Origin of the sequence: Achromobacter sp. PD1 (assembly GCF_048541815.1) — a bacterium.
Taxonomy (GTDB): Bacteria; Pseudomonadota; Gammaproteobacteria; order Burkholderiales; family Burkholderiaceae_B; genus Achromobacter; species Achromobacter bronchisepticus_A.
Window position 1 is genome coordinate 3,645,085 of the sequence record NZ_CP183349.1, and the last position, 18,550, is coordinate 3,663,634.

The window sequence follows — 18,550 nt, forward strand, 5'->3', positions numbered from 1 at the left end:
GCGCTTACGCATGTCCCGGCCGCATTCCATAACGCTCAAGCGCCATCGTCCGCCAACACCGCCACCGTCTGCACGCTGGTGTATTCCAGCAGCCCTTCCAACCCGTTCTCCACGCCCAGGCCCGACTGCTTGCGGCCGCCGAACGGCACGTCCGGCGACATGGCGTGGATATGGTTGATCCATACCGTGCCGGTTTCCAGGCGCCGCGCGATGGACCGCGCCAGCGTCAGGTCCTTGGACCACACCGACCCGCCCAGCCCGTAGTCGGAGTCATTGGCGCGTTGGACAACGTCGTCGATGTCCCGGTATTTCAGCAAGGGCAGCACCGGTCCGAACGCCTCTTCCACCACGCTGCGCGCGTCGTCCGGCGGATTGTCCAGGATGGCGACCGGCACGAAATAACCCTTGCCCTGCGGCACATCGCCGCCCGCCAGAAAGCGCACGCCGTTGCGATGCGCGTCGGCGATGAGATCCTTGACCCGCTCGTACTGCGGACGGTTCTGGATCGGACCCAGACCGGTCCCCGGCTGCGCGCCATCGCCCATGACGACGCCCCTGGCGTGTTCCACCAACGCCGCGGCGAACTCGTCATAGATGGATTCGTGCACATACAGCCGCTTGGTGGCCAGGCAGAACTGCGAGGAATTGCGGAATGCTCCCCAGAACAGCTTGGCGGCCGTGTCCCGCACGTCCACATCCGGCAGCACGATGGCCGCATCGTTGCCGCCCAGCTCCAGCGTGATGCGTTTGAGCCTGCCGGATGCGCTCTGCATGACGCGCCTGCCCGTCGCGGTCGAGCCGGTAAAGGCGATCTTGTCGATGCCCGGATGCTCGGTCAGCCAAGGTCCCAGCCGGTCCCCGCCGCACACCACGTTCAGCGCGCCTGGCGGCAGCAGGTCGCGAAACAGCTCGCCCATCTTCAATGAAGTCAGCGGCGTGAACGGCGACGGCTTCAACACGACGGTGTTGCCCGCCAGCAAGGCCGGGGCGATCTTCCAGATGGCCAGCGTCATCGGAAAATTCCAAGGCGCGATCGCCGCCACCACGCCGATAGGCACATGGCGCGTCTCGAACACGCGGCCCGCGCCGTCGTCCAGCCGCGCCGCAGGCAGATCGCGCGCCGCGGTCGCGCGCAGCCAGGCGACGCAACGGCCGACCTCGGCGCGCGCGTCGGCGTGGGGCTTGCCCTGCTCGCGCGTCAGCAGGCGCATGAAGCCTTCGGTGTACTCCTCCAGCCTGTCTGCCATGGCAAGAAGCGCGGCCTGGCGCCGTGCCAGGGACGTCTCGCTCCATGGCGCAAAGGCGCGCCTCGCGGCCGCGACTGCTTCGTTCAACTGCGCCAGCGACGCGTCCGGCACGGTGGCGATGCGTTCCTCCGTGGCGGGGTTGAGCACATCGAAGGTTTGCACCGACGTTTCCGCGCGGCCATCCACCGTCATGGAATAGCCGGAATCCAGATTCAGCTGCATGGTTCTATGCCTGTTTCGCGTTGGGTTGATCGGGACAGAGGACCTGGCGCCCCACCACGCGGCCGGCCGCCAGATCGAGAAGCGCTGCCTGAGCCTCCTGCAGGCAGCGGCAGGAAATCGGAATGGCGCGCGGCCCACGCTCCCGCACCAAGGCCATGAGTTGCTGCAGTTCGGCCAGCGTGCCGATGTAGGATCCTTCGATGCTGATGGCGCGCATGGGCACCAAGGCCGTCGACAGCGGCAACTCTCCGCCGAACAGCCCGATCAGGATCAATTGCCCGCCCTTGGCCAGCAGATCCATGCCCTGCTTCACCGTGCTGGCCGCGCCCACGCAATCGATCACCGCCCAGACCTCGCCCGCGGCGCGCCGAACCTCGTCCAGCGCGCTGGCGGCGTGCGCGTCCACGGCCAGGCTGGCGCCGGCGGCCAGGGCGGCGCCCCGGCGCGCGCCATCGGGTTCCAGCACGATCACCCGCGGGCATCCCAAGGCGCGCAGCAAGCTCACGCACATGAGGCCCAGGCCGCCTGCGCCGACCACCACGACCGCCTCCGCCTGCAGCACCTCCGGCGCAATCTTGCGGATGGCGCTATAGGACGTCAGGCCCGAACATGCGTAAGGCGCGGCCTGCTCGGGCCGCAGGTCGCCGATTTCGATCAGGTAGCGGGCGTCCGGCACCAGGATGTGGTCGCTATAGCCGCCCGGCCGGAAGATCCCCAGGAAGCGCGGCGCGGCGCACAGGTTTTCGCGCCCGCGCCGGCAGACCTTGCAGTCGCCGCAACCGATCCACGGATACACCAGATAGCGCCGTCCCGTGGTCACCCCATTCGCGTCTGGCCCGGCGGCGACCACCACGCCTGCCGTCTCATGGCCCAGGGTCAACGGCAGCGTGACGCCGCGCTGCTCCACGCGCAGGCGCTTGTCGCCGCCCAGGTCGTAGTAGCCCTCCCACGTATGCACGTCGGTGTGGCACACGCCCGCGGCAAGCACCCTCAGCAATACCTGCGCTCCCTGCGGTTCGGGCGCCGGGCGCTCGATCGGGACCAGCGGCTGGCCAAAGGCGGTTACGTCGTAGCTGATCATCGCATCACCTGCTTGATCAAGGGGCAGCCGCCGCGGTCCTCTGGCCGGAATGCGACGTCGCCCGGGATGACCGCAACCTGCTTATACAGATCCCACTCGCTGCGGGATTCCTCCGGCTTCTTCACTTCGAACAGGTACATGTCGCGCACCACCCGCCCGTCCGCGCGCAACCGTCCGTTGCGCGTCATGAAGTCGTTGATGGGCGTCTCCCGCATCTTGGCCATGACGGCGTCGGCGTCCTTGGTGCCGGCCGCCTTGACCGCGTTCAAGTAATGCAGCACCGCGCCGTAGGTGCCGGCCTGGGTCATGGTCGGCTTGCGTCCGACCTTGTCCTGGAAGCGTTGCGACCAGGCCCGCGTGGCGTCGTTCTGGTCCCAGTAGAACGCCTCGGTCAACAGCAGCCCCTGGCCCAAGGGCAGCCCGATGGACTTCACGTCCGACAGGAACGCCAGCAGCGCCACCAGCTTCTGCTGGCCGCCCGGCCGGCCAATGCCGAAGTCCGCCGCCTGCTTGATCGCGCTGATGACGTCGTTGCCGCCCAGCGCCAGGCCGATGATGCCCGCTTTGGAAGCCTGCGCCTGCAACAGATAGGAACTGAAGTCCGGCGTATTCAGGGGCGACCGCACCGCCCCCAGCACCTTGCCGCCGTTCTTCTCGATGACCGCGGAGGCATCGGCCTGCAGCGCGTAGCCGAACGAGTAATCCGCGGTCATGAAATACCATTTCTTGCCGCCCTGCGCGGACACCGCCGCGCCCGTGCCGTTGGCCAGCGCGTAGGTGTCGTAGGTCCAGTGGACGGTATAGGGCGAGCACGCCTTGGCGGTCAGCTCCGACGTCGACGCGCTCGTCACCATGACGATCCTTTTCTTCTCGCGGCCGAGTTCGCTGATGGCCAGCGCCAGCGCCGACGTGGGCAGATCGGTGACCATGTCCACGCCATCCTGGTCGAACCAGCGCCGCGCCGCCGCGCTGGCGACGTCGACCTTGTTCTGGCCATCGGTGTACACCAGTTCGACCGGCTGGCCCAACACGCTGCCGCCGAAATCCTGCACGGCCATGCGCGCGGCCTCCACCAGCCCCTTGCCGCCGATGTCGGAGTACGCCGAGCTCATGTCCGCCATGACGCCGATCTTCACTGGGCCGCCGGCAGGCTGCGCTTGCACGCCTGCCGCAACGAGTGCGGCGCCCGCCAACGCGTACACCGTTTTCACGATTGCCATCGATATGTCTCCGTTATGAGTAAACGCCATTTGCGCAGCAACTGGCCTATTGCCCCGGCACGAGTCCTTTTGTATCGTAGGCACGCATTTTTCAGCTTCGTCCAAAGCGACGATTTTCGTGTTGCTTGCGGGTTTCCCCGAGCCGGCGGCGCGCAATCGTTCCTCACCCAACAGGCAGATCATGCGCCCTATGTTTTCGCCCGGACATGCGCTGGCCAGCGGCAAGCTCGGCGTCCCCGCTGCCCACCCCGACCATATCCCGCGTGTATCGCTGTGCGCGCAAATCTGCGCGCCCGGCAGCCCCAGGGTCGTCCTCGCGCGCGGCCCCGCCGGCTACGGCAAGACCACGCTGCTGGCTCAGTGCCAGACCCGGTTGAGCGCGCAATCCGTGCACGGCGCCTGGCTGACGCTGGACCGCGGCGATAACGATCTGCCGCGCTTTCTGCGCTGCCTGACCGCCGCGCTGGAGCCCCTGGCCGCGCCGCCCGGGGCGCTGGCCGACCTGGAGGCCGACGACGCGCTGGCGCTCGCCCTCATCGAAGCCATCGCCACACAGACCGCTCCCTTTGCGCTGGTGCTGGACGAGTTCGAGGCCATCGTCGCGCCAGGCGTGCTGGACTTCGTGCAGAACCTGATCAACCGCCTGCCGCCGCAGGGCCGGCTGCTGATCGGCGCGCGCCATGCCACCGGCCTGGAACTGGGACGCTTGCGGGCCGACGGCCGGCTGCTCGAAATCGACGCTGCCCAGCTCTGCTTTTCGCTGGAGGAGACCACCCTGTTCTTTGCCCGGCGCAACCCTGTGGTCACACGCGCCGAAATCGGCCAGCTTCACCACAAGACCGAAGGCTGGATCGCCGCGCTCTGGCTGGCCTGCGCCTCGCTGGCGCGGCAGGACTCCGCCGCGGCGTTCATCGAACGATTTTCGGGCAGCGACCAGTCCGTCTCCGACTATCTGGCCCAGGATGTTCTTGCCGGACAGACGCCCGAGTTGCGGCGTTTCCTGCTGCGCACCAGCATCCTGAAGCAACTGAACGCGGCGCTATGCCAAGCGTTGCTGCCGGACCTGGACTGCGGTCGCATCCTGCGCGAACTCGAGGACGGACAGGTCCTGCTGTCGCGCTCCTCCGCGGACGCGGCTCAATACCGCTACCACGGCCTGTTCGCGAGCCATCTGCAATCCACACTGCGGCAGCAGGATCCAGCGGACATCCCCGCGCTGCATCTGGCAGCGTCCCGCTGGTACGCCGAGCAAGGCCGTCCCGTTCCTGCCATCGATCACGCCATCGAAGGCGGCGACTTCGAGCACGCCCTTGCCTTGCTGGGTACAAACGCGGAAGCGTTGCTGGCCGAGGGGCGCATGCGGCTGCTCTCCCGCTGGTTCGCGCAGTTGCCAGCGGCCGTCCTGGCCCGCCGCCCGGCCCTGCAGGCGGTGCAGGTATGGGCAACCTGTTTTACCCGGGGCGCCAGCGAGGCATCGTTGCAGCTGGACGAGTTGAGACTGGCCCGCAGCCCCGATCCCGACGTCCGCGCGCACGTGCAGGCGCTGCGGCCCTTGCTGCTCTCCATGACCGACCGCCACGAAGAGGCCTACGCGCTAGGCATGCCTGGCATCGCCGCGGCGGCGAACGCGTCCACCTTCGCCGCAACCGCCCTGGCCAACGCCATGGCCAACGTCGCCGCCGTGCTTGGCCGCTACCAGGAAGCGCAACGGCTGCTGGACGCCGCCCGCCGCGCGCAGAGCCTGGCCGCCAGCGCTTTCAATCAGATGTACTCCGAAGCGGTGGAAGGCATCATCGATCTGCAGGAGGGGCGCATGCGCCAGGCTGGCGCGCATTTCCGCATGGCCGTCCACGCCACCCGCAAGGGCGCGTACGGCCAGGCCAACGGCAACGCCTGGGCCGGCGTGCTGTACGCGGCCGGGGTTTACGAAGCCGGCGATCTGGAGCAGGCCGCCCGGCTGTTGCGCGTCTACGTGCCTCTTGGGCGGGACACGGGACACCCGGACCACTTGATACTCGGCTATGTGATGCTGGCGCGCATCGCATTTCTGTCGGGCGACATCGTGCAGACCTTCTATCTGCTGGGCGAACTGGAATACCTCGGCCATCAGCGCCGCCTGCCCCGGATCGCCGGCAGCGCGCGCGTGGAGCGCGCGCGCGTGCTGTTGCTGCAAGGACATCCGCAGGCCGCGCAGGACGAGCTCAAACGCGCGGAAGACAACGATCTGTGGGCTCGCATCGAAACGCTGCGCCTGCCTTCCAACGACTTGCTGTACCCGCGGCTGGGGATGCTGCGCGTGCAGTCCTACACGGGCAAGCCCGAGGATGCGTTGCGCCAGCTGGATGCCGACATTGCGTGCGCCGTATCGTCCCGCCGCATCCGGCGCGCCTACAAATTGCAGATGTTCCGCGCCGTCGCCCTGGCGCGCGCAGGCGAAGAGGCGCAGGCCCACCAGCAGTTGGCAACCTTGCTGGACACCGCGCAGGCCGAGGGGCTATGCCGCGTACTGGCTGACGAAGGCGGCGCCTTTCTCTCGCTGCTGCCGCGCTTCTTTTCGTCGACAGACGGCTGCGCATGGTTGAATGGCTGCGCGTCGGCCCAAGCCTGGCTCAACCGCTTCCAACGCCATGCCGGGATGCCCGCGGACTCCAGCCCGGCCAAGCCAGCCGCCGAGCGCGCGCCGGCCGAGGCTTTGACAGCCAAGGAACTGAACGTGCTGCGCCTGGTTGCGGACGGCCATTCCAACAACGCCATCGCCCAGCGCCTGTTCGTATCCGAAAGCACCGTGCGCACCCATCTGCGCAACCTGAACGTAAAACTGTGCGCCGACAGCCGCACCCGCGCCGTGGCCCTGGCGCGCGAAGCCGGTCTGCTGTAAAGCCGGGACTGGCTGGCCTGCCGGCGATTAAGATAGGGACTTTTGCGCGTGTCCATCATGAAAAGCAGTTCTACAGGCGGCCTGGTCTACTCCACCGACGGCGGCCGCATGTGTCCCGAATGCCGCAAGCCGCTGGCGCAGTGCCTGTGCAAGCAGACCGCCCATGCGGCCCCCGCCGGCGACGGCGTGGCCCGCGTGTCGCGCGAAACCAAGGGCCGTGGCGGCAAGAGCGTCACCGTGGTCAAGGGCGTGGCGCTGGACGGCGCGGCGCTGAACGCGCTGGGCAAGCAGCTGCGCAACGCCTGCGGCTCCGGCGGAACGGTAAAGGACGGCGTGATCGAGATCCAGGGCGACCACTGCGAACGCGTCATGGAAACCCTGCAAAAACAAGGCATCCGCGCCAAGCGCGCGGGCGGCTGACACCGACGGAGCAACAGCAATGACCGAATCCCAAACCAGCGCCGTCGCCAGTTGGCACGCCCATGTGTATTTCGACGCCGCCAGCCGCGACGCCGCGCACGCCCTGCGCGAACGGATCGCCGCGCGCTTTGCCGGCCAGATGGAGCTGGGGCGCTTCCATGAGCGCCCCGTCGGCCCGCATCCCCAGTGGAGCTACCAGATTGCCTTCACGCCCGAGCGCTTCGCGGAGATCGCCACCTGGCTGACGCTGCACCACGGAGCGCTGGATGTCTTCATGCATCCCAACACCGGCGACTCCCTGCGCGACCACCGCGACTGCGCCGTGTGGATCGGCCGCAGCCACACCCTGAACCTGCAGGCGCTGGGCGCCTGAACCGCTACAGCGCGCGGCCCACGATCAGCGAATCCAGCGCCATCATGGGATCGCAGCTCTTGCCTTCGTATGGCAGGCGGCTGAGCACGTAGCGCATCGCATTGATCCGCGCGCGCTTCTTGCAGTCGGACTTGACCACCACCCAGGGCGCGTCGGCCGTGTCGGTGTGCGCGAACATGGCTTCCTTGGCGCGGGTGTAGTCGTCCCATTTGTCCAGCGAGGCCAGGTCCACCGGGCTGAGCTTCCACTGCTTGAGCGGATGCACCTTGCGCTGCAGGAAGCGGCGGCGCTGTTCTTCCTGGCTGACCGAGAACCAGAACTTGATCAGGTGGATGCCGCTGCTGACCAGGTGGCGCTCGAAATCCGGCACCTGGCGCAGGAAGTCCAGGTATTCGTTCTGGGTGCAAAAGCCCATCACGCGCTCGACGCCGGCGCGGTTGTACCAGGAGCGGTCGAACATGACGATCTCGCCCGCGGTCGGCAGGTGCTGCACGTAGCGCTGGAAGTACCACTGGCCCTTTTCCGTGTCGGAAGGCTTTTCCAGCGCGACCACGCGCGCGCCGCGCGGGTTCAGGTGTTCCATCATGCGCTTGATGGTGCCGCCCTTGCCGGCGGCGTCGCGGCCTTCGAACAGGATCACGACGCGCTGGCCGGTGGCCTTGACCCAGGCCTGCAGCTTCAGCAGTTCGACCTGCAGGCTGTACTTCTGCTTTTCGTAGTTACGGCGCAGCATGCGGTGGCGATAGGGATAGATGCCTTCGCGCCAGTCCGCGGCCAGCTCATCGTCGGGATTGCGGCGCGTGCGCGGCGCCGCCGAATTGGCTTCCAGCAACGCGCGGTGCACGGCCTGCGCATCGTCCGGCGACAGTTCCTCGATGACCGAGCGCAGCGCCTCGCGCGCCTGGGCCGGCGCGCTGACGTTGTAGCGGCGCGCGATGTCGGCCAGCACGGCGACGGTTTCCTGGCGCGCGGCGTCCTGACGGGCGACGACGCGTTTGCGCACATCGAGAGCCGGCTCGGCGGCGGCCGCGGCCGATACGGGGTCAACCGGCGCGGGAGCGCCCGCCGCGGGATCGCCCGCCGCGGGATCGCCCGCCGCGGGATCCACCGCGGCAGGCGCCTTGGCCGCGCGCGGCCTGCGGCTGGTGGTTACCGGCGTGACGACCGTCTTGACCGCCGGCCTCCTGGAGGCGCTGGCGGTCCGCTTGGCCGCGCGCCTGCGCGGCGTGTCGGCTACGGCTTGTTCGGTGGCTGGGGGGGTCTTGTCTGTCATCGATCCTGTCCTCGCTGCGCTGATCGTCCTGTCCGCGCCGGCCAGGCTTGCGCCTGCGGCCTCAGTCGGGAAAAGCGCAAACGCTACTCCGAGCCCTGCCCCGCGGATTTGACTTTGATCAAACGTTGTAACATTTTTGCAGCAACGAAGGCCGCTACACTGGCCTCCCTACACCCGCCCCTGCGCCATGTGGTCATTCATCAAACGGCTGCTAGCCGGCCCGACGCCGCCCGAAGATCCCCTGCGCGAAACCGTGAGCTTCGATGAAGCCGGTTTCACGCGCAGCAGCGAACTGGCGCGCGCCCTGGGCCAGCAGGAATTCTGGCCCTGGAGCGACATCCATGAATTCGGCTTCCGCTACACGCAGGCCGTCTTTCCCGATCCCTGGTCGGGCGACTACATGGAAGGCCTGTGGTTCCTGCGCGTACCCAGCGACGGCGGCGGGCTGATGGCCATGGAATTCGACGAGGCCACGCTCGACGCCGAACGACTGCCTACCGCCCTGCTGCGGAACATGCCGGGCCTGGACATGGGCGCGCTGCGCGCGGGGCTGGCCGCGGCCGCGCGCGGGCCGCGCAACTTCGAGGACCAAGGGGAATGGGTGGCGTGGCGGCGCGTGGCCACTACGCCCGATCCAGGCCCTGCTTGAGGTCGGCCAGGATGTCCTCGGGCGTCTCCAGGCCCACCGACAGCCGCAGCAAGCCCTCGGACAGTCCATAGCGCTCGCGGTCCTCGGCAGAGTAGCTGGCATGCGTCATGGACGCGGGATGCTGGATCAGGGTTTCCGGATCGCCCAGGCTGACCGCGATGCGCGCCAGCTTCAGGCTGTTGAGCAGGCGGCGTCCCGCCGCCAGTCCACCCTTGAGTTCGAACGCGACCAGGCCGCCGCCGGCCGATTGCTGGCGGCGCGCGATCTCCGCGCCCGCCGTATCCGCCAGGCCCGGGTAGAACACGTCTGCCACCGCGGGATGCTCGCGCAGCAGCTTGGCCACCTTCAGCGCGGATTCGCTGTGGCGCGCCACGCGCAGCTCCAGCGTCTTGATGCCGCGCAGCACCAGGAAGGCGGTGAAGGGCGACAAGGTTGCGCCGGTAAAGTAGCGCAGCCCTTGCAGCCGGATCGCATCGATGTGTTCCTTGCGCCCCAGCACCGCCCCCGCCAGCAGGTCGCCGTGGCCGCCCAGGTACTTGGTGGCCGAGTGCAGCACGACGTCGGCGCCATGCTCCAGCGGACGCTGCAGCACCGGCGTGGCGAAAGTGTTGTCGACGATGGTCAGCAGACCCTTGCCGCGGGCAATGGCGGACACCGCCGCGATATCCACCAGGCGCAGGTTGGGATTGGCCGGCGTCTCGAAGTAGACCGCGCGCGTGTTGGGGCCGATGGCCGCCGCCACGGTCTCGGGGCGGGTGAAATCGGCAAACACCGCGCGCACGCCAAAGCGCGCCAGGCCTTGCGTGAACAGGGTGAAGGCGGTGCCATACACGATCTGGTCCACGACGATTTCATCGCCGCTCTGCAATAGCGAGAACAGGGTCGCCGAAATCGCCGCCATGCCGGAGGCGGTCACCACGCCGGCCTCGGCGCCTTCCAGAGAGGCCAGGCGCTCTTCCAGCAGCGCCTGCGTCGGATTGCGCGTGCGGCCGTAGACGTAACCCTGCTTTTCGCCCAGGCGGATCTGGTCGAAGGATTCGATGCTGTCCTGGGTGTAGGTGGAGGTCAGATAGAGCGGCGGAGCCAGGGCGCCCTGCTCGTCCAGCGGGTCATAGCCCAGGTGGATGGCGCGCGTGGCAAAACCGTGTTGCGAGGAGTCGGACATTTCAGCGTTCCTGTGTTTTCGGGTAAGGCCGGGGCGCGCAGCCCCGGCGTGGAGTCAGCGTTTGTGGTCGGCGCGGCGCGACAGCCATTCGCCGGTGAATTGCACAATTGAGACCAGCGCGATCAGGATCACGATCACCTCGAACATCACGCGGGTCTCGTAGCGTTCGTAGCCGTAGCGAATGGCCAGATCGCCCAGGCCGCCCGCGCCTACGGCGCCCGCCATGGCAGAAGCGTTGATCATCGCGATGACGCTGACGGTCATGCCGCCGATGATGCCCGGCAAGGCTTCCGGCAACAGCACGTGGCGCACGATGTGCCAACGCCGGCAACCCATGGCCCTGGCCGCCTCCACCAGCCCGTGATCCACGTCGTTCAGGCTGACCTGGGCGATGCGCGCGAAGAACGGCACCAGATTGGCCGATAGCGGCACGATGGCGGCCCAGGTGCCCAGTGTGGTGCCCACCAGAAAGCGCGTGAACGGCAGCATCGCCACCAGCAGGATGATGAAGGGGATGGCGCGGAAGGTATTGACCGTCACCGACAGGACCTTGTTGAAGCGCGGCCGGGGATACAGATTGCCCGGCGCGGTGACGGTCAGCACCACGGCCAGCGCCAGGCCGAGAACGATGGCGATGACGGCGGACACGCTCACCATCGCCAGGGTCTGCAGGAAAGCCTGCAGGTATTTATCAAGCATTGGCAGCGACATAACCCAGCACCTTGATTTGATCGGCCACCAGCGCGGCGCGCGCGGCCTCTTCCTGTAATGCGCCCGCGGGCACGGACACCAGCAGGCTGCCCTGCGCATGGCCGCGCAGGCGGTCCAGTCCGCCGTGCAGCAGCGTCGCGCCGGGGCCGAGCGCGGCCAGCGCCTGCAAGGACACGCCGTCCGGACGCCCCTGCCCCGTAAAGCGCAGCCGCAGCACGGCTACGCCCGCGCGGCCCTGCAGGTCGGGCACCAGCCTGCTGGCGAGATCGGGCGGCAAGTCGTGCTGCAAGGGCCGCAGCAAGGCGCGCGTGGCGTCGGCCTGGGGATTGCCGAACACGCGCCAGACCTCGCCTTCCTCGACCTTGCGGCCGCCGTCCAGCACCAGCACCCTGTGGCAGACCTCGCGGATCACCGCCATGTCGTGCGTGATCAACACCACCGTCAGGCCCAGCTTGCGGTTGATGTCCAGCAACAAGGCCAGGATGGCCTGCGTGGTTTCCGGGTCCAGCGCCGACGTGGCTTCGTCGCACAGCAGGATCTCCGGTTCATGCACCAGCGCGCGGGCGATCCCCACCCGCTGCTTCTGGCCGCCGGACAGTTTTGCCGGATAAACGTCGGCCTTGTCGCGCAGCCCCACCAGCTCCAGCAGTTCCTCTACCCGCGCCCGCGCCGCGGCGGGCTTGACGCCCGCCACGCGCAAGGGCAAGGCCACGTTCTCGGCCACCGTCTTGGCCGACAGCAGATTGAAGTGCTGGAAGATCATGCCGATGCGGCGGCGCAGGCCCACCAGCGCGTTTTCGTCCAGGCCGCCCGCGTCCACGCCGTCCACCAGCACGCGGCCGGCGCTGGGCCGCTCCAGCATGTTGATGGAACGCAGCAGCGTGGACTTGCCCGCGCCGCTGCGGCCGATGATGCCGTAGACCTCGCCGCGGGCGATGGCGAACGACACGTCGGACAGCGCGGCCACCGGCCCCTGCGCCCCCTCGTAGCGCTTCTGCAGCCCTTCGAACACGATGTGCGCATCTGCGGCCTGGGTTCGCGGCGCGGCATCGGCCAGCGTGGCCATGGAGAATTCGTGTTGCATCATTGCCCGGCTCCGAGCTCAGAAAACCGGAATCACCGAGCCGTCGTACTTGCTCAGGATGAACTGGCGCACTTCCTCGGAGTGATAGGCCTTGACCAGTTCAGGCACCCAGGGCGCGTTCTTGTCCTGTTCGCGCACCGCGATGATGTTTACGTAAGGATTGTTTTCCTTCTTCTCCACCGCGATGCCGTCGCGCGTGGCGATCAGCCCGGCCTGATAGGCGAAGCTGTTGACGATGGCCGCGGTGTCCACGTCCGGCAGCGAACGCGCCAGCACCACGGAAGCGCTTTCCACGAAGTTGAGCTTCTTGGGGTTGGAGGTCACGTCCGCCAAGGTCGCCGTGCCGGTGGCCGGATCGAACCCGTCCTTCAGCGTGATCAGGCCCTGGTCGCGCAGGATGACCAGCGCGCGCGTCTGGTTGCTGGGGTCGTTGGGAATGCCGACGCGGGCGCCTTCGGGCAGCTCATTGAGCGACTTGTACTTCCTGGAGTAGAACGCGATGGGCGAGATCAGCGTGTTGGCCACGGACACGAGCTTGTAGCCGCGCTGCTTGATCTGGTCGTTCAGGAAGGGAATGTGCTGGAAGGCATTGGCGTTCAGGTCGCCGTTGTTGAGCGCCTCGTTCGGGCTGGCGGTGCCGGTGATCACCACGGGCTCGACCGCCAGGCCGTTCTTCTTGGCGACCTGGGCCACCACTTCCCAGATCTGCTCGTCGACGCCGCCGCGCACGCCCACCTTCAGCGGCTTGGGATCGGCCGAAAAAGCCGGGCCATGGAACATTGCCGCCGAAGCCAGCACCGCGCCCAGCAGGCGCTTGAAAAAACGGGAAGTCATGTTGGAATCGCCTCTCAGGCTATGCGGTTATGAGAGAAACGATTCTAGGGAGGGGGACGGACCCGGCGAACGAATAGTTCGTTGAGTCCTTATTACAGGGGCGTTTGGTTATGGCGGCTGGGCATATGGTCCCGGCACATGCCCCGCCGCGCGGATCAGAAGGGCTTGACGACCACCAGCGTCACGATGGCCGCGGACGCGATGACGGTGAAGGGCGCGTACAGATCCACCAGCGGCGGACGCTGGGCGCTGCCGTTGGCCATGCGCCGCAATGCCGCGCTCTGGATGCCGAGCAGCGCCGACAGCGCCAGCGCGAAGCCCACCTTGACCCAGATCCAGGTCATGGCGAACCAGCCGAAGGTCATGGCCAGGTGCAGGCCGACCAGCCACGCGAGCACCATGGCCGGCGTGGTCACGTAGAGCGTCCAGCGGCGCAAGGCGCCCAGCATCTTGCGTTCCTTGGGCGCTTCTTCACTGTCCTGCGGCTGCGAGGACAGCAGGAACAGGGACACGAACAGCGATCCGCCCAGCCAGGCGACCACGGCCGCCACGTGTAGCATTTTCAGGAGTTGATAGGTCATGATGACCGCGATTATCGCCGGATGCGGACCGCGCCGTGTACCGGCACGGCGCTTCCGTTTGCGCTACGGCAAGCGGCGCCCGGCAACGCAGCCTTACTTGGCCGCCTCGGGGCTGGCCGGGGCGGCGGGCGCGGGAGTCGATGCGGGCGCGCTGGATGCGGGGGCAGCAGATGCGGGCGCGGGAACTGCGGGTGCAGGCGCCGCCGGCGCGGGAGCCGCAGCGGCGGGCGCGGCCGGCGAACTGGAGCCTCCCGCGGCAGATGTTTTCGGCGTTTCGCTGCCGCCGTTGGCCGCGGCCGGATTCAAGGTATCGGCGGGCTTGTCGGGAGATTCCGCCGGCTCGGCCGGCGCGGCCTTGGGTTGCGCCTTGGCCCGGCCGCCTGCGGGCGCACGCGGCGCGGCGGCGGCCTGCGCGTCCGGCAGGAAACGCTGTAGCAGCTGGAAGAAGCCTTCATAGAACTTGGGCCGCGCAACCGTCTGGCTGCCCGTCTTCACCAGCGAATCGTCGCTGGACCCGAACGGCATGGACACCTGGCCCAGCACGCTCACGCCCACGCTGGCCGAGCTATTGGTGCGCTTGATCGAATAGCGGTCCTGCACGGCGTTGGCAAACACCGTGGCGCGCTCATTCGCGCTGCCATCGGAGGCGCATTCGATGTTGAAGGCAATCTGCGTATGCTGGCCGTTTTCGTCCTGGAAATTCTTGTGCCCCGTGACCCGCGAACCCTCGAACTTGTCGATGTTGTAGCCCTGGCTCAGCAAGGCGCGGCGGCCCGCGTCGCAGGCGGCGACGTTACTCGCATCGACGGTGCGCGAGTAAGTGTTGTTCTGGGTGAAGTCTTCTTTTTCGAACTCTGGCTTGGGGGATGAGCATCCCGCCAGGACGCCTACCAGGGCAACGGACAGGACCAGCGACGGACTGCGGGAAAAACGGGGCATGAATTGGGGGAACAGTAATGCGTCAAGCGTTCGTTATAGCGCATCCCCGGCACCATTTCTTTTACGAGGAATGTGCAGTTCAACGGAGAGGTAACAGAGTTAAAAAAAGGGCCGCATCGCGGCCCGGGCAGCCCTGGCTGCCGCGTTCAGGGCGACACGCGCGCAGGCGCGAGCGGCGGCGCCTCCTGCGCCTCCAGGTTCAGGCTGCGGCGGTAATGCTTGCAGCCCGCGGCCAGCAGGCCGATGCACAACACCGTGGCCACGCCAACCAGGACCGACATGGACTGCCCTACCGCTGCCGGGTTCTTGAACAGCCGGTCCGTCAGCATGGCCACGGCGGTGGTGCCCAGGCCCAATCCGATCAGGTTCGAGATCAGCAGGAACAGCGCCGATACCTGGGCGCGCAGCTGATTGGGCGGCAGTATCTGCATCGCGGCGGTCGAGGTCGGCATCGGAAACGAGGCGAAGAACATGGCCGGCAGCAGCAAGCCCACCGACCACCACAGCGAATCGACCTGGGTGAAGACCACCGCAGGCAGGGCCATGCCGGCCGCGCCAATCACGCCAGCGCGCAACGGCGCATCGCTGTAGCCCCGCTTGGCCAGCCAATCCATCAGCCAGCCGCCGCAGAACACCCCGGCGGTATTGGCGACCAGCACCACCACGCCCAGCATGTAGCCGGCTTCCGAGGGCGACATGCCGAACTTGCGCATGTAGAACGCCGGCGTCCAGCCCAGCAGTGCGAACAGCACCATCGCATAGAACGAGAAGCCCAGGTAGTGGCAGAAGAAGGTGCTGCGATGGCGCCCCAGGAAGCGGAAGGTATCTTCCATGGCGGGCTTCTGCACCTGCCCCGAGGCATTGCGTCGCAAGCCCAGCCGCTGCGGATCGCGCACCGTCAGCAGGATCAGCAGCGCAATCAGCAGGCCAGGCAATCCCACAATGAAGAAGGTCACCTGCCAGGGCCGCATTGCGCCTATCCACGGCAAGGCAACCGTATCCACGCTCTTGAGCAGGTTGATGACGTAGCCGCCGATCAGGAACGCCATGCCGCCGCCGATGAACGAGCCGATCGAATAGATGCCGACGGCGCGCCCCAGCTTCTCGCGCGGGAACATGTCGCTGAGCATGGAGTACGTGGCAGGCGAGAGCGCTGCCTCGCCCACGCCCACGCCGATCCGCGCGAGAAACATCTGCGCGAAATTGCGCGAAAGCCCACAGGCCGCCGTGGCCAGGCTCCAGAACGCCACGCCGATCGCGATGATCCGGGGCCGCGAATAGCGATCCGCCAGCAAGGCTATCGGTATGCCCATGAAGGCGTAGAACAAGGAAAACGCCAGCCCGTGCAGCAAGCTGAATTGCGTGTCGGACAGCTGCAGGTCGTGCTTGATGGGCTCGATCATCAGCGCCAGGATCTGCCTGTCGACGAAGGAAAATATGTACGCTAGCATGCATATCACCACGACGTACCACTCGTAGGCGTAGCTAGGTTTTGATCCGTGCCGCGGGCTGCCGTTAGTCATGGTTTGTTTCCCTTGTATGGTGGTGAGATCTGCCCATGCCCAAGGGCCGGGTTGTGTCTCACTTGCTTGCAGGCCCATCTTTTGTAGGTCTTTGCGCAGCCAGCCTCTATACGCCTGACGCAAGGACTGTTCCCGCTGCGCAGGAAAGCATGTTCAACGACACCAATCCGCTGGACCGCCATTGCTTGCTGGACTCGGGCAACATCGCCGAGATCAAGGACCAGGTCAGCCAGCACCTATGGTCGCACCGCATGTGCGTTCCCCCGGGAAAACCCCTGCAATCGCGCCTGTACGGCGTCTTCTTCGGCAACGCAGCCTTGTTCGACCTGCACTATGGCGCGGAAGTCGAGATCGACGCCGGCGACATCGCCAGCTACTACCTGATCCGCATCACGCTGCAAGGCTCCGGGCTGATCACGCTGGGCAAGCGCAGCGCGTCGATGAACGCGGGCAGCCTGACCATTTCCTCGCCGTCCGAGCGCAGCGTGATCCGCATCGGCCGCGACTGCCGCAACCTGATCCTGCGCATCGAGCGCGAGGCGCTGGAACGCCAGTTGCAGCGGCTGCTCGAGCGCCCCGCCAAACAGGCGCTGGTGTTCGACCTGCAAATGGATGCCGACGCGCCCGGACCGGTGGCAGTGCGCGAAACGCTGGACTATCTGTGCCGGCTGTACCGCCATCCCGCCATCGAAGGCGTCACGCAAACGCTGGCCGCCGGCTTTTCAGACTACCTGCTGACGCTGCTGCTGACCCAGCTGCCGCACAACTACTCCGAGGCCTTGCAGGCAGACCGCCGCCAACCGCTGCCCCTGCATGTGCGGCGCGCGCGCGATTACATAGAAAGCCATCTGGACCAGCCGCTATCGCTGACGGACCTGGCGGCCCACTGCGGCGTCTCCGTGCGCACGCTGCAAAACGGCTTCTCGCAGTTCCTGAAGCAGAGTCCCAGCGACTACGTGCGCAACCAGCGGCTGGCCCAGGTGCACGCGGCGCTTGCGCAAGCCGGCGAAGGCGACAGCGTCACCGACATCCTGCTGCGGCACGGCATTTCCAGCTTCGGGCATTTCGCCACCCACTATCGCAAGCGCTACGGCTGCCTGCCGTCGGACACCCTGCGCCAAAGCAGGCATTAGGCGTTGCACGGCAGCGCCAGGATTCGCTTGCCGGATCGGAACGCCGCTTGCGCGTTCGGCGCAGCCCCGCCAGCGCGCCGCCGCTAGGATCAAGGCTCCATCAGACGGAGCTTGACCATGAGAATCAGCGTCATAGGCGGCGGCCACGGCTGCTACGCGGCAGCGGCCGAGCTGTTCGAGAAAGGCCATCACGTGCGCTGGTGGCGCCGGGACTGGACGGCCTTCCAGGACTTGCGGGATGCGGCCGCGCTGACGGTCACCGACTATCGCGGCAGCCGCCAGATTCCGCTGGGCGACGGCCCCCGCCAGTTGCAGCTGGTGCGCGACCTGGCCACTGCCGTGGAGAATGCGGAGCTGCTGGTCATTCCCCTGCCTTCCACCACCCACGAAGCGCTGGCCCGGGAATTGGCGCCGCTGCTGCGCGACGGCCAGGTCGTGTTCCTGCCGCCGGGCACCTTCGGCTGCTACGTCTTCGCCCGCGCCATGAAAGAAGCAGGAAACGCCGCGAACACGGCCTTCGCCGAGACCGGCACCCTGCCCTACCTGGCCCGCAAACATGGCGAAAAGGTCGTGATCAGCGGCTACGCCACCCGCCTGCCCACCGGCGTCTTTCCGCGGCGGCTGTCGGAGCAGGCGCTGGCCGTGGTCCAGCGCGCCTACCCCAGCATCGAACCGATAGAGGACGGGCTTTCGGGCGCGCTGATGAACGCCGGCCCCATCATCCATCCGCCGCTCATCATGATGAATGCAGGGCCGCTGGAACACTTCGACAAATGGGACATCCACAACGAAGGCACCCAGGCCTCCATACGGCGCGTGACCGACGCGCTGGACGCGGAGCGCATCGCCATCCGCGTGGCCCTGGGCTATGCCGCGCCGCACTTCCCGTTGGCCGACCACTATGCCGCCGAAGGCGATGAATGGATGTACGGCCGCGGCGCCCATGGCAGGCTCACCGACAGCGGCGACTGGCGCGAGGACATAGACCTGCACACGCACCGCTACATGCTGGAGGACACGCGGCTTGGCCTGTCATTCCTGGTGTCCGCCGGCCGCTGGGCGGGCGTGCCGACGCCTGTCGCACAAGGCCTGCTGAGCCTGGCCAGCGCGGTCACCGGACGCGACCTCTACGCCGAAGGACGCACGTTCGAACGCCTGGGCCTGGACCGCCTGTCGCGCGCGGACATGCGCCAGCTTCTGGCCGAAGGCTGCTGACA

General features: G+C 67.2%; 17 protein-coding genes. 6 read left to right on the forward strand and 11 right to left on the reverse strand.

Annotated elements, in window-relative coordinates; genetic code table 11:
- Nucleotides 1-35: 35 nt before the first annotated feature.
- The 3 genes from ACM1PE_RS17235 to ACM1PE_RS17245 are packed head-to-tail and all read right to left on the reverse strand — an operon-like array spanning nucleotide 36 to nucleotide 3,770.
- Nucleotides 36-1,469 carry an aldehyde dehydrogenase family protein gene (locus ACM1PE_RS17235; protein WP_251881823.1) on the reverse strand — a complete coding sequence of 478 codons (1,434 nt, stop codon included), beginning with the start codon at nucleotides 1,467-1,469 and terminating at the stop codon, nucleotides 36-38.
- A gap of 4 nt (nucleotides 1,470-1,473) precedes the next feature.
- Nucleotides 1,474-2,550 carry an alcohol dehydrogenase catalytic domain-containing protein gene (locus ACM1PE_RS17240; RefSeq protein WP_419340576.1) on the reverse strand — a complete coding sequence of 359 codons (1,077 nt, stop codon included), beginning with the start codon at nucleotides 2,548-2,550 and terminating at the stop codon, nucleotides 1,474-1,476.
- Complete coding sequence (locus tag ACM1PE_RS17245; RefSeq protein ID WP_118934597.1) at nucleotides 2,547-3,770, reverse strand: ABC transporter substrate-binding protein; 1,224 nt, start codon at nucleotides 3,768-3,770, stop codon at nucleotides 2,547-2,549. The genes ACM1PE_RS17240 and ACM1PE_RS17245 overlap by 4 nt, the downstream gene beginning before the upstream one ends.
- 181 nt (nucleotides 3,771-3,951) lie before the next feature.
- Between ACM1PE_RS17245 and ACM1PE_RS17250 the strand changes: the two genes are divergently transcribed.
- From ACM1PE_RS17250 to ACM1PE_RS17260, 3 genes are read left to right on the forward strand one after another with little or no spacing between them, the layout of a single operon-like run.
- Nucleotides 3,952-6,648, forward strand: coding sequence for a LuxR C-terminal-related transcriptional regulator (locus tag ACM1PE_RS17250; RefSeq protein WP_419340577.1), 2,697 nt, complete (start codon nucleotides 3,952-3,954; stop codon nucleotides 6,646-6,648).
- A 57-nt stretch (nucleotides 6,649-6,705) separates the two neighbouring features.
- On the forward strand, nucleotides 6,706-7,068 hold the full coding sequence (locus ACM1PE_RS17255; protein WP_419340578.1) for a translation initiation factor Sui1: 363 nt from the start codon (nucleotides 6,706-6,708) through the stop codon (nucleotides 7,066-7,068).
- Between the two features lie 19 nt (nucleotides 7,069-7,087).
- Nucleotides 7,088-7,441, forward strand: coding sequence for a DOPA 4,5-dioxygenase family protein (locus ACM1PE_RS17260; RefSeq protein WP_059372634.1), 354 nt, complete (start codon nucleotides 7,088-7,090; stop codon nucleotides 7,439-7,441).
- 4 nt (nucleotides 7,442-7,445) lie between these two features.
- Here ACM1PE_RS17260 and ppk2 read toward each other — a convergent pair whose 3' ends face one another.
- Nucleotides 7,446-8,714 carry a polyphosphate kinase 2 gene (ppk2, locus tag ACM1PE_RS17265; protein WP_419340579.1) on the reverse strand — a complete coding sequence of 423 codons (1,269 nt, stop codon included), beginning with the start codon at nucleotides 8,712-8,714 and terminating at the stop codon, nucleotides 7,446-7,448.
- 187 nt (nucleotides 8,715-8,901) lie between these two features.
- Here ppk2 and ACM1PE_RS17270 point away from each other — a divergent pair, with 187 nt between their 5' ends.
- The gene (locus ACM1PE_RS17270; RefSeq protein ID WP_419340580.1) at nucleotides 8,902-9,363 is read left to right on the forward strand and encodes a hypothetical protein; all 462 of its coding nucleotides are present in this window, start codon (nucleotides 8,902-8,904) and stop codon (nucleotides 9,361-9,363) included.
- On the opposite strand, the gene ACM1PE_RS17275 is transcribed toward ACM1PE_RS17270, so the two are convergent.
- From ACM1PE_RS17275 to ACM1PE_RS17305, 7 genes are all read right to left on the reverse strand, one after another.
- Complete coding sequence (locus tag ACM1PE_RS17275) at nucleotides 9,338-10,528, reverse strand: trans-sulfuration enzyme family protein (protein WP_059372628.1); 1,191 nt, start codon at nucleotides 10,526-10,528, stop codon at nucleotides 9,338-9,340. The two genes, ACM1PE_RS17270 and ACM1PE_RS17275, sit on opposite strands and share 26 nt — an antisense overlap.
- Nucleotides 10,529-10,582: 54 nt before the next feature.
- Nucleotides 10,583-11,239 carry a methionine ABC transporter permease gene (locus ACM1PE_RS17280; RefSeq protein ID WP_059372625.1) on the reverse strand — a complete coding sequence of 219 codons (657 nt, stop codon included), beginning with the start codon at nucleotides 11,237-11,239 and terminating at the stop codon, nucleotides 10,583-10,585.
- On the reverse strand, nucleotides 11,220-12,326 hold the full coding sequence (locus tag ACM1PE_RS17285) for a methionine ABC transporter ATP-binding protein (protein ID WP_280015104.1): 1,107 nt from the start codon (nucleotides 12,324-12,326) through the stop codon (nucleotides 11,220-11,222). Before ACM1PE_RS17285 ends, ACM1PE_RS17280 begins: the two co-directional genes overlap by 20 nt.
- 15 nt (nucleotides 12,327-12,341) lie before the next feature.
- Nucleotides 12,342-13,157 (reverse strand): MetQ/NlpA family ABC transporter substrate-binding protein, encoded by an 816-nt coding sequence (locus ACM1PE_RS17290; RefSeq protein ID WP_419340581.1) that lies wholly within the window; start codon nucleotides 13,155-13,157, stop codon nucleotides 12,342-12,344.
- 155 nt (nucleotides 13,158-13,312) lie between these two features.
- Nucleotides 13,313-13,738, reverse strand: a complete 426-nt coding sequence (locus ACM1PE_RS17295) for a CopD family protein (RefSeq protein WP_059372618.1) — start codon at nucleotides 13,736-13,738, stop codon at nucleotides 13,313-13,315.
- Nucleotides 13,739-13,831: 93 nt separating this feature from the next.
- Entirely contained in the window at nucleotides 13,832-14,677 is an 846-nt protein-coding gene (locus tag ACM1PE_RS17300) for a DUF2242 domain-containing protein (protein ID WP_419340582.1), read from the reverse strand.
- Nucleotides 14,678-14,823: 146 nt separating this feature from the next.
- Nucleotides 14,824-16,200, reverse strand: coding sequence for a spinster family MFS transporter (locus ACM1PE_RS17305; RefSeq protein ID WP_419340583.1), 1,377 nt, complete (start codon nucleotides 16,198-16,200; stop codon nucleotides 14,824-14,826).
- Nucleotides 16,201-16,349: 149 nt separating this feature from the next.
- On the opposite strand from ACM1PE_RS17305, the gene ACM1PE_RS17310 reads away from it, so the two are divergent.
- Together ACM1PE_RS17310 and ACM1PE_RS17315 are read left to right on the forward strand one after the other, a co-directional pair.
- Nucleotides 16,350-17,333, forward strand: coding sequence for an AraC family transcriptional regulator (locus ACM1PE_RS17310; RefSeq protein WP_118934745.1), 984 nt, complete (start codon nucleotides 16,350-16,352; stop codon nucleotides 17,331-17,333).
- Between the two features lie 117 nt (nucleotides 17,334-17,450).
- Nucleotides 17,451-18,548 (forward strand): NAD/NADP octopine/nopaline dehydrogenase family protein, encoded by a 1,098-nt coding sequence (locus tag ACM1PE_RS17315; RefSeq protein WP_419340584.1) that lies wholly within the window; start codon nucleotides 17,451-17,453, stop codon nucleotides 18,546-18,548.
- Nucleotides 18,549-18,550: the final 2 nt, after the last annotated feature.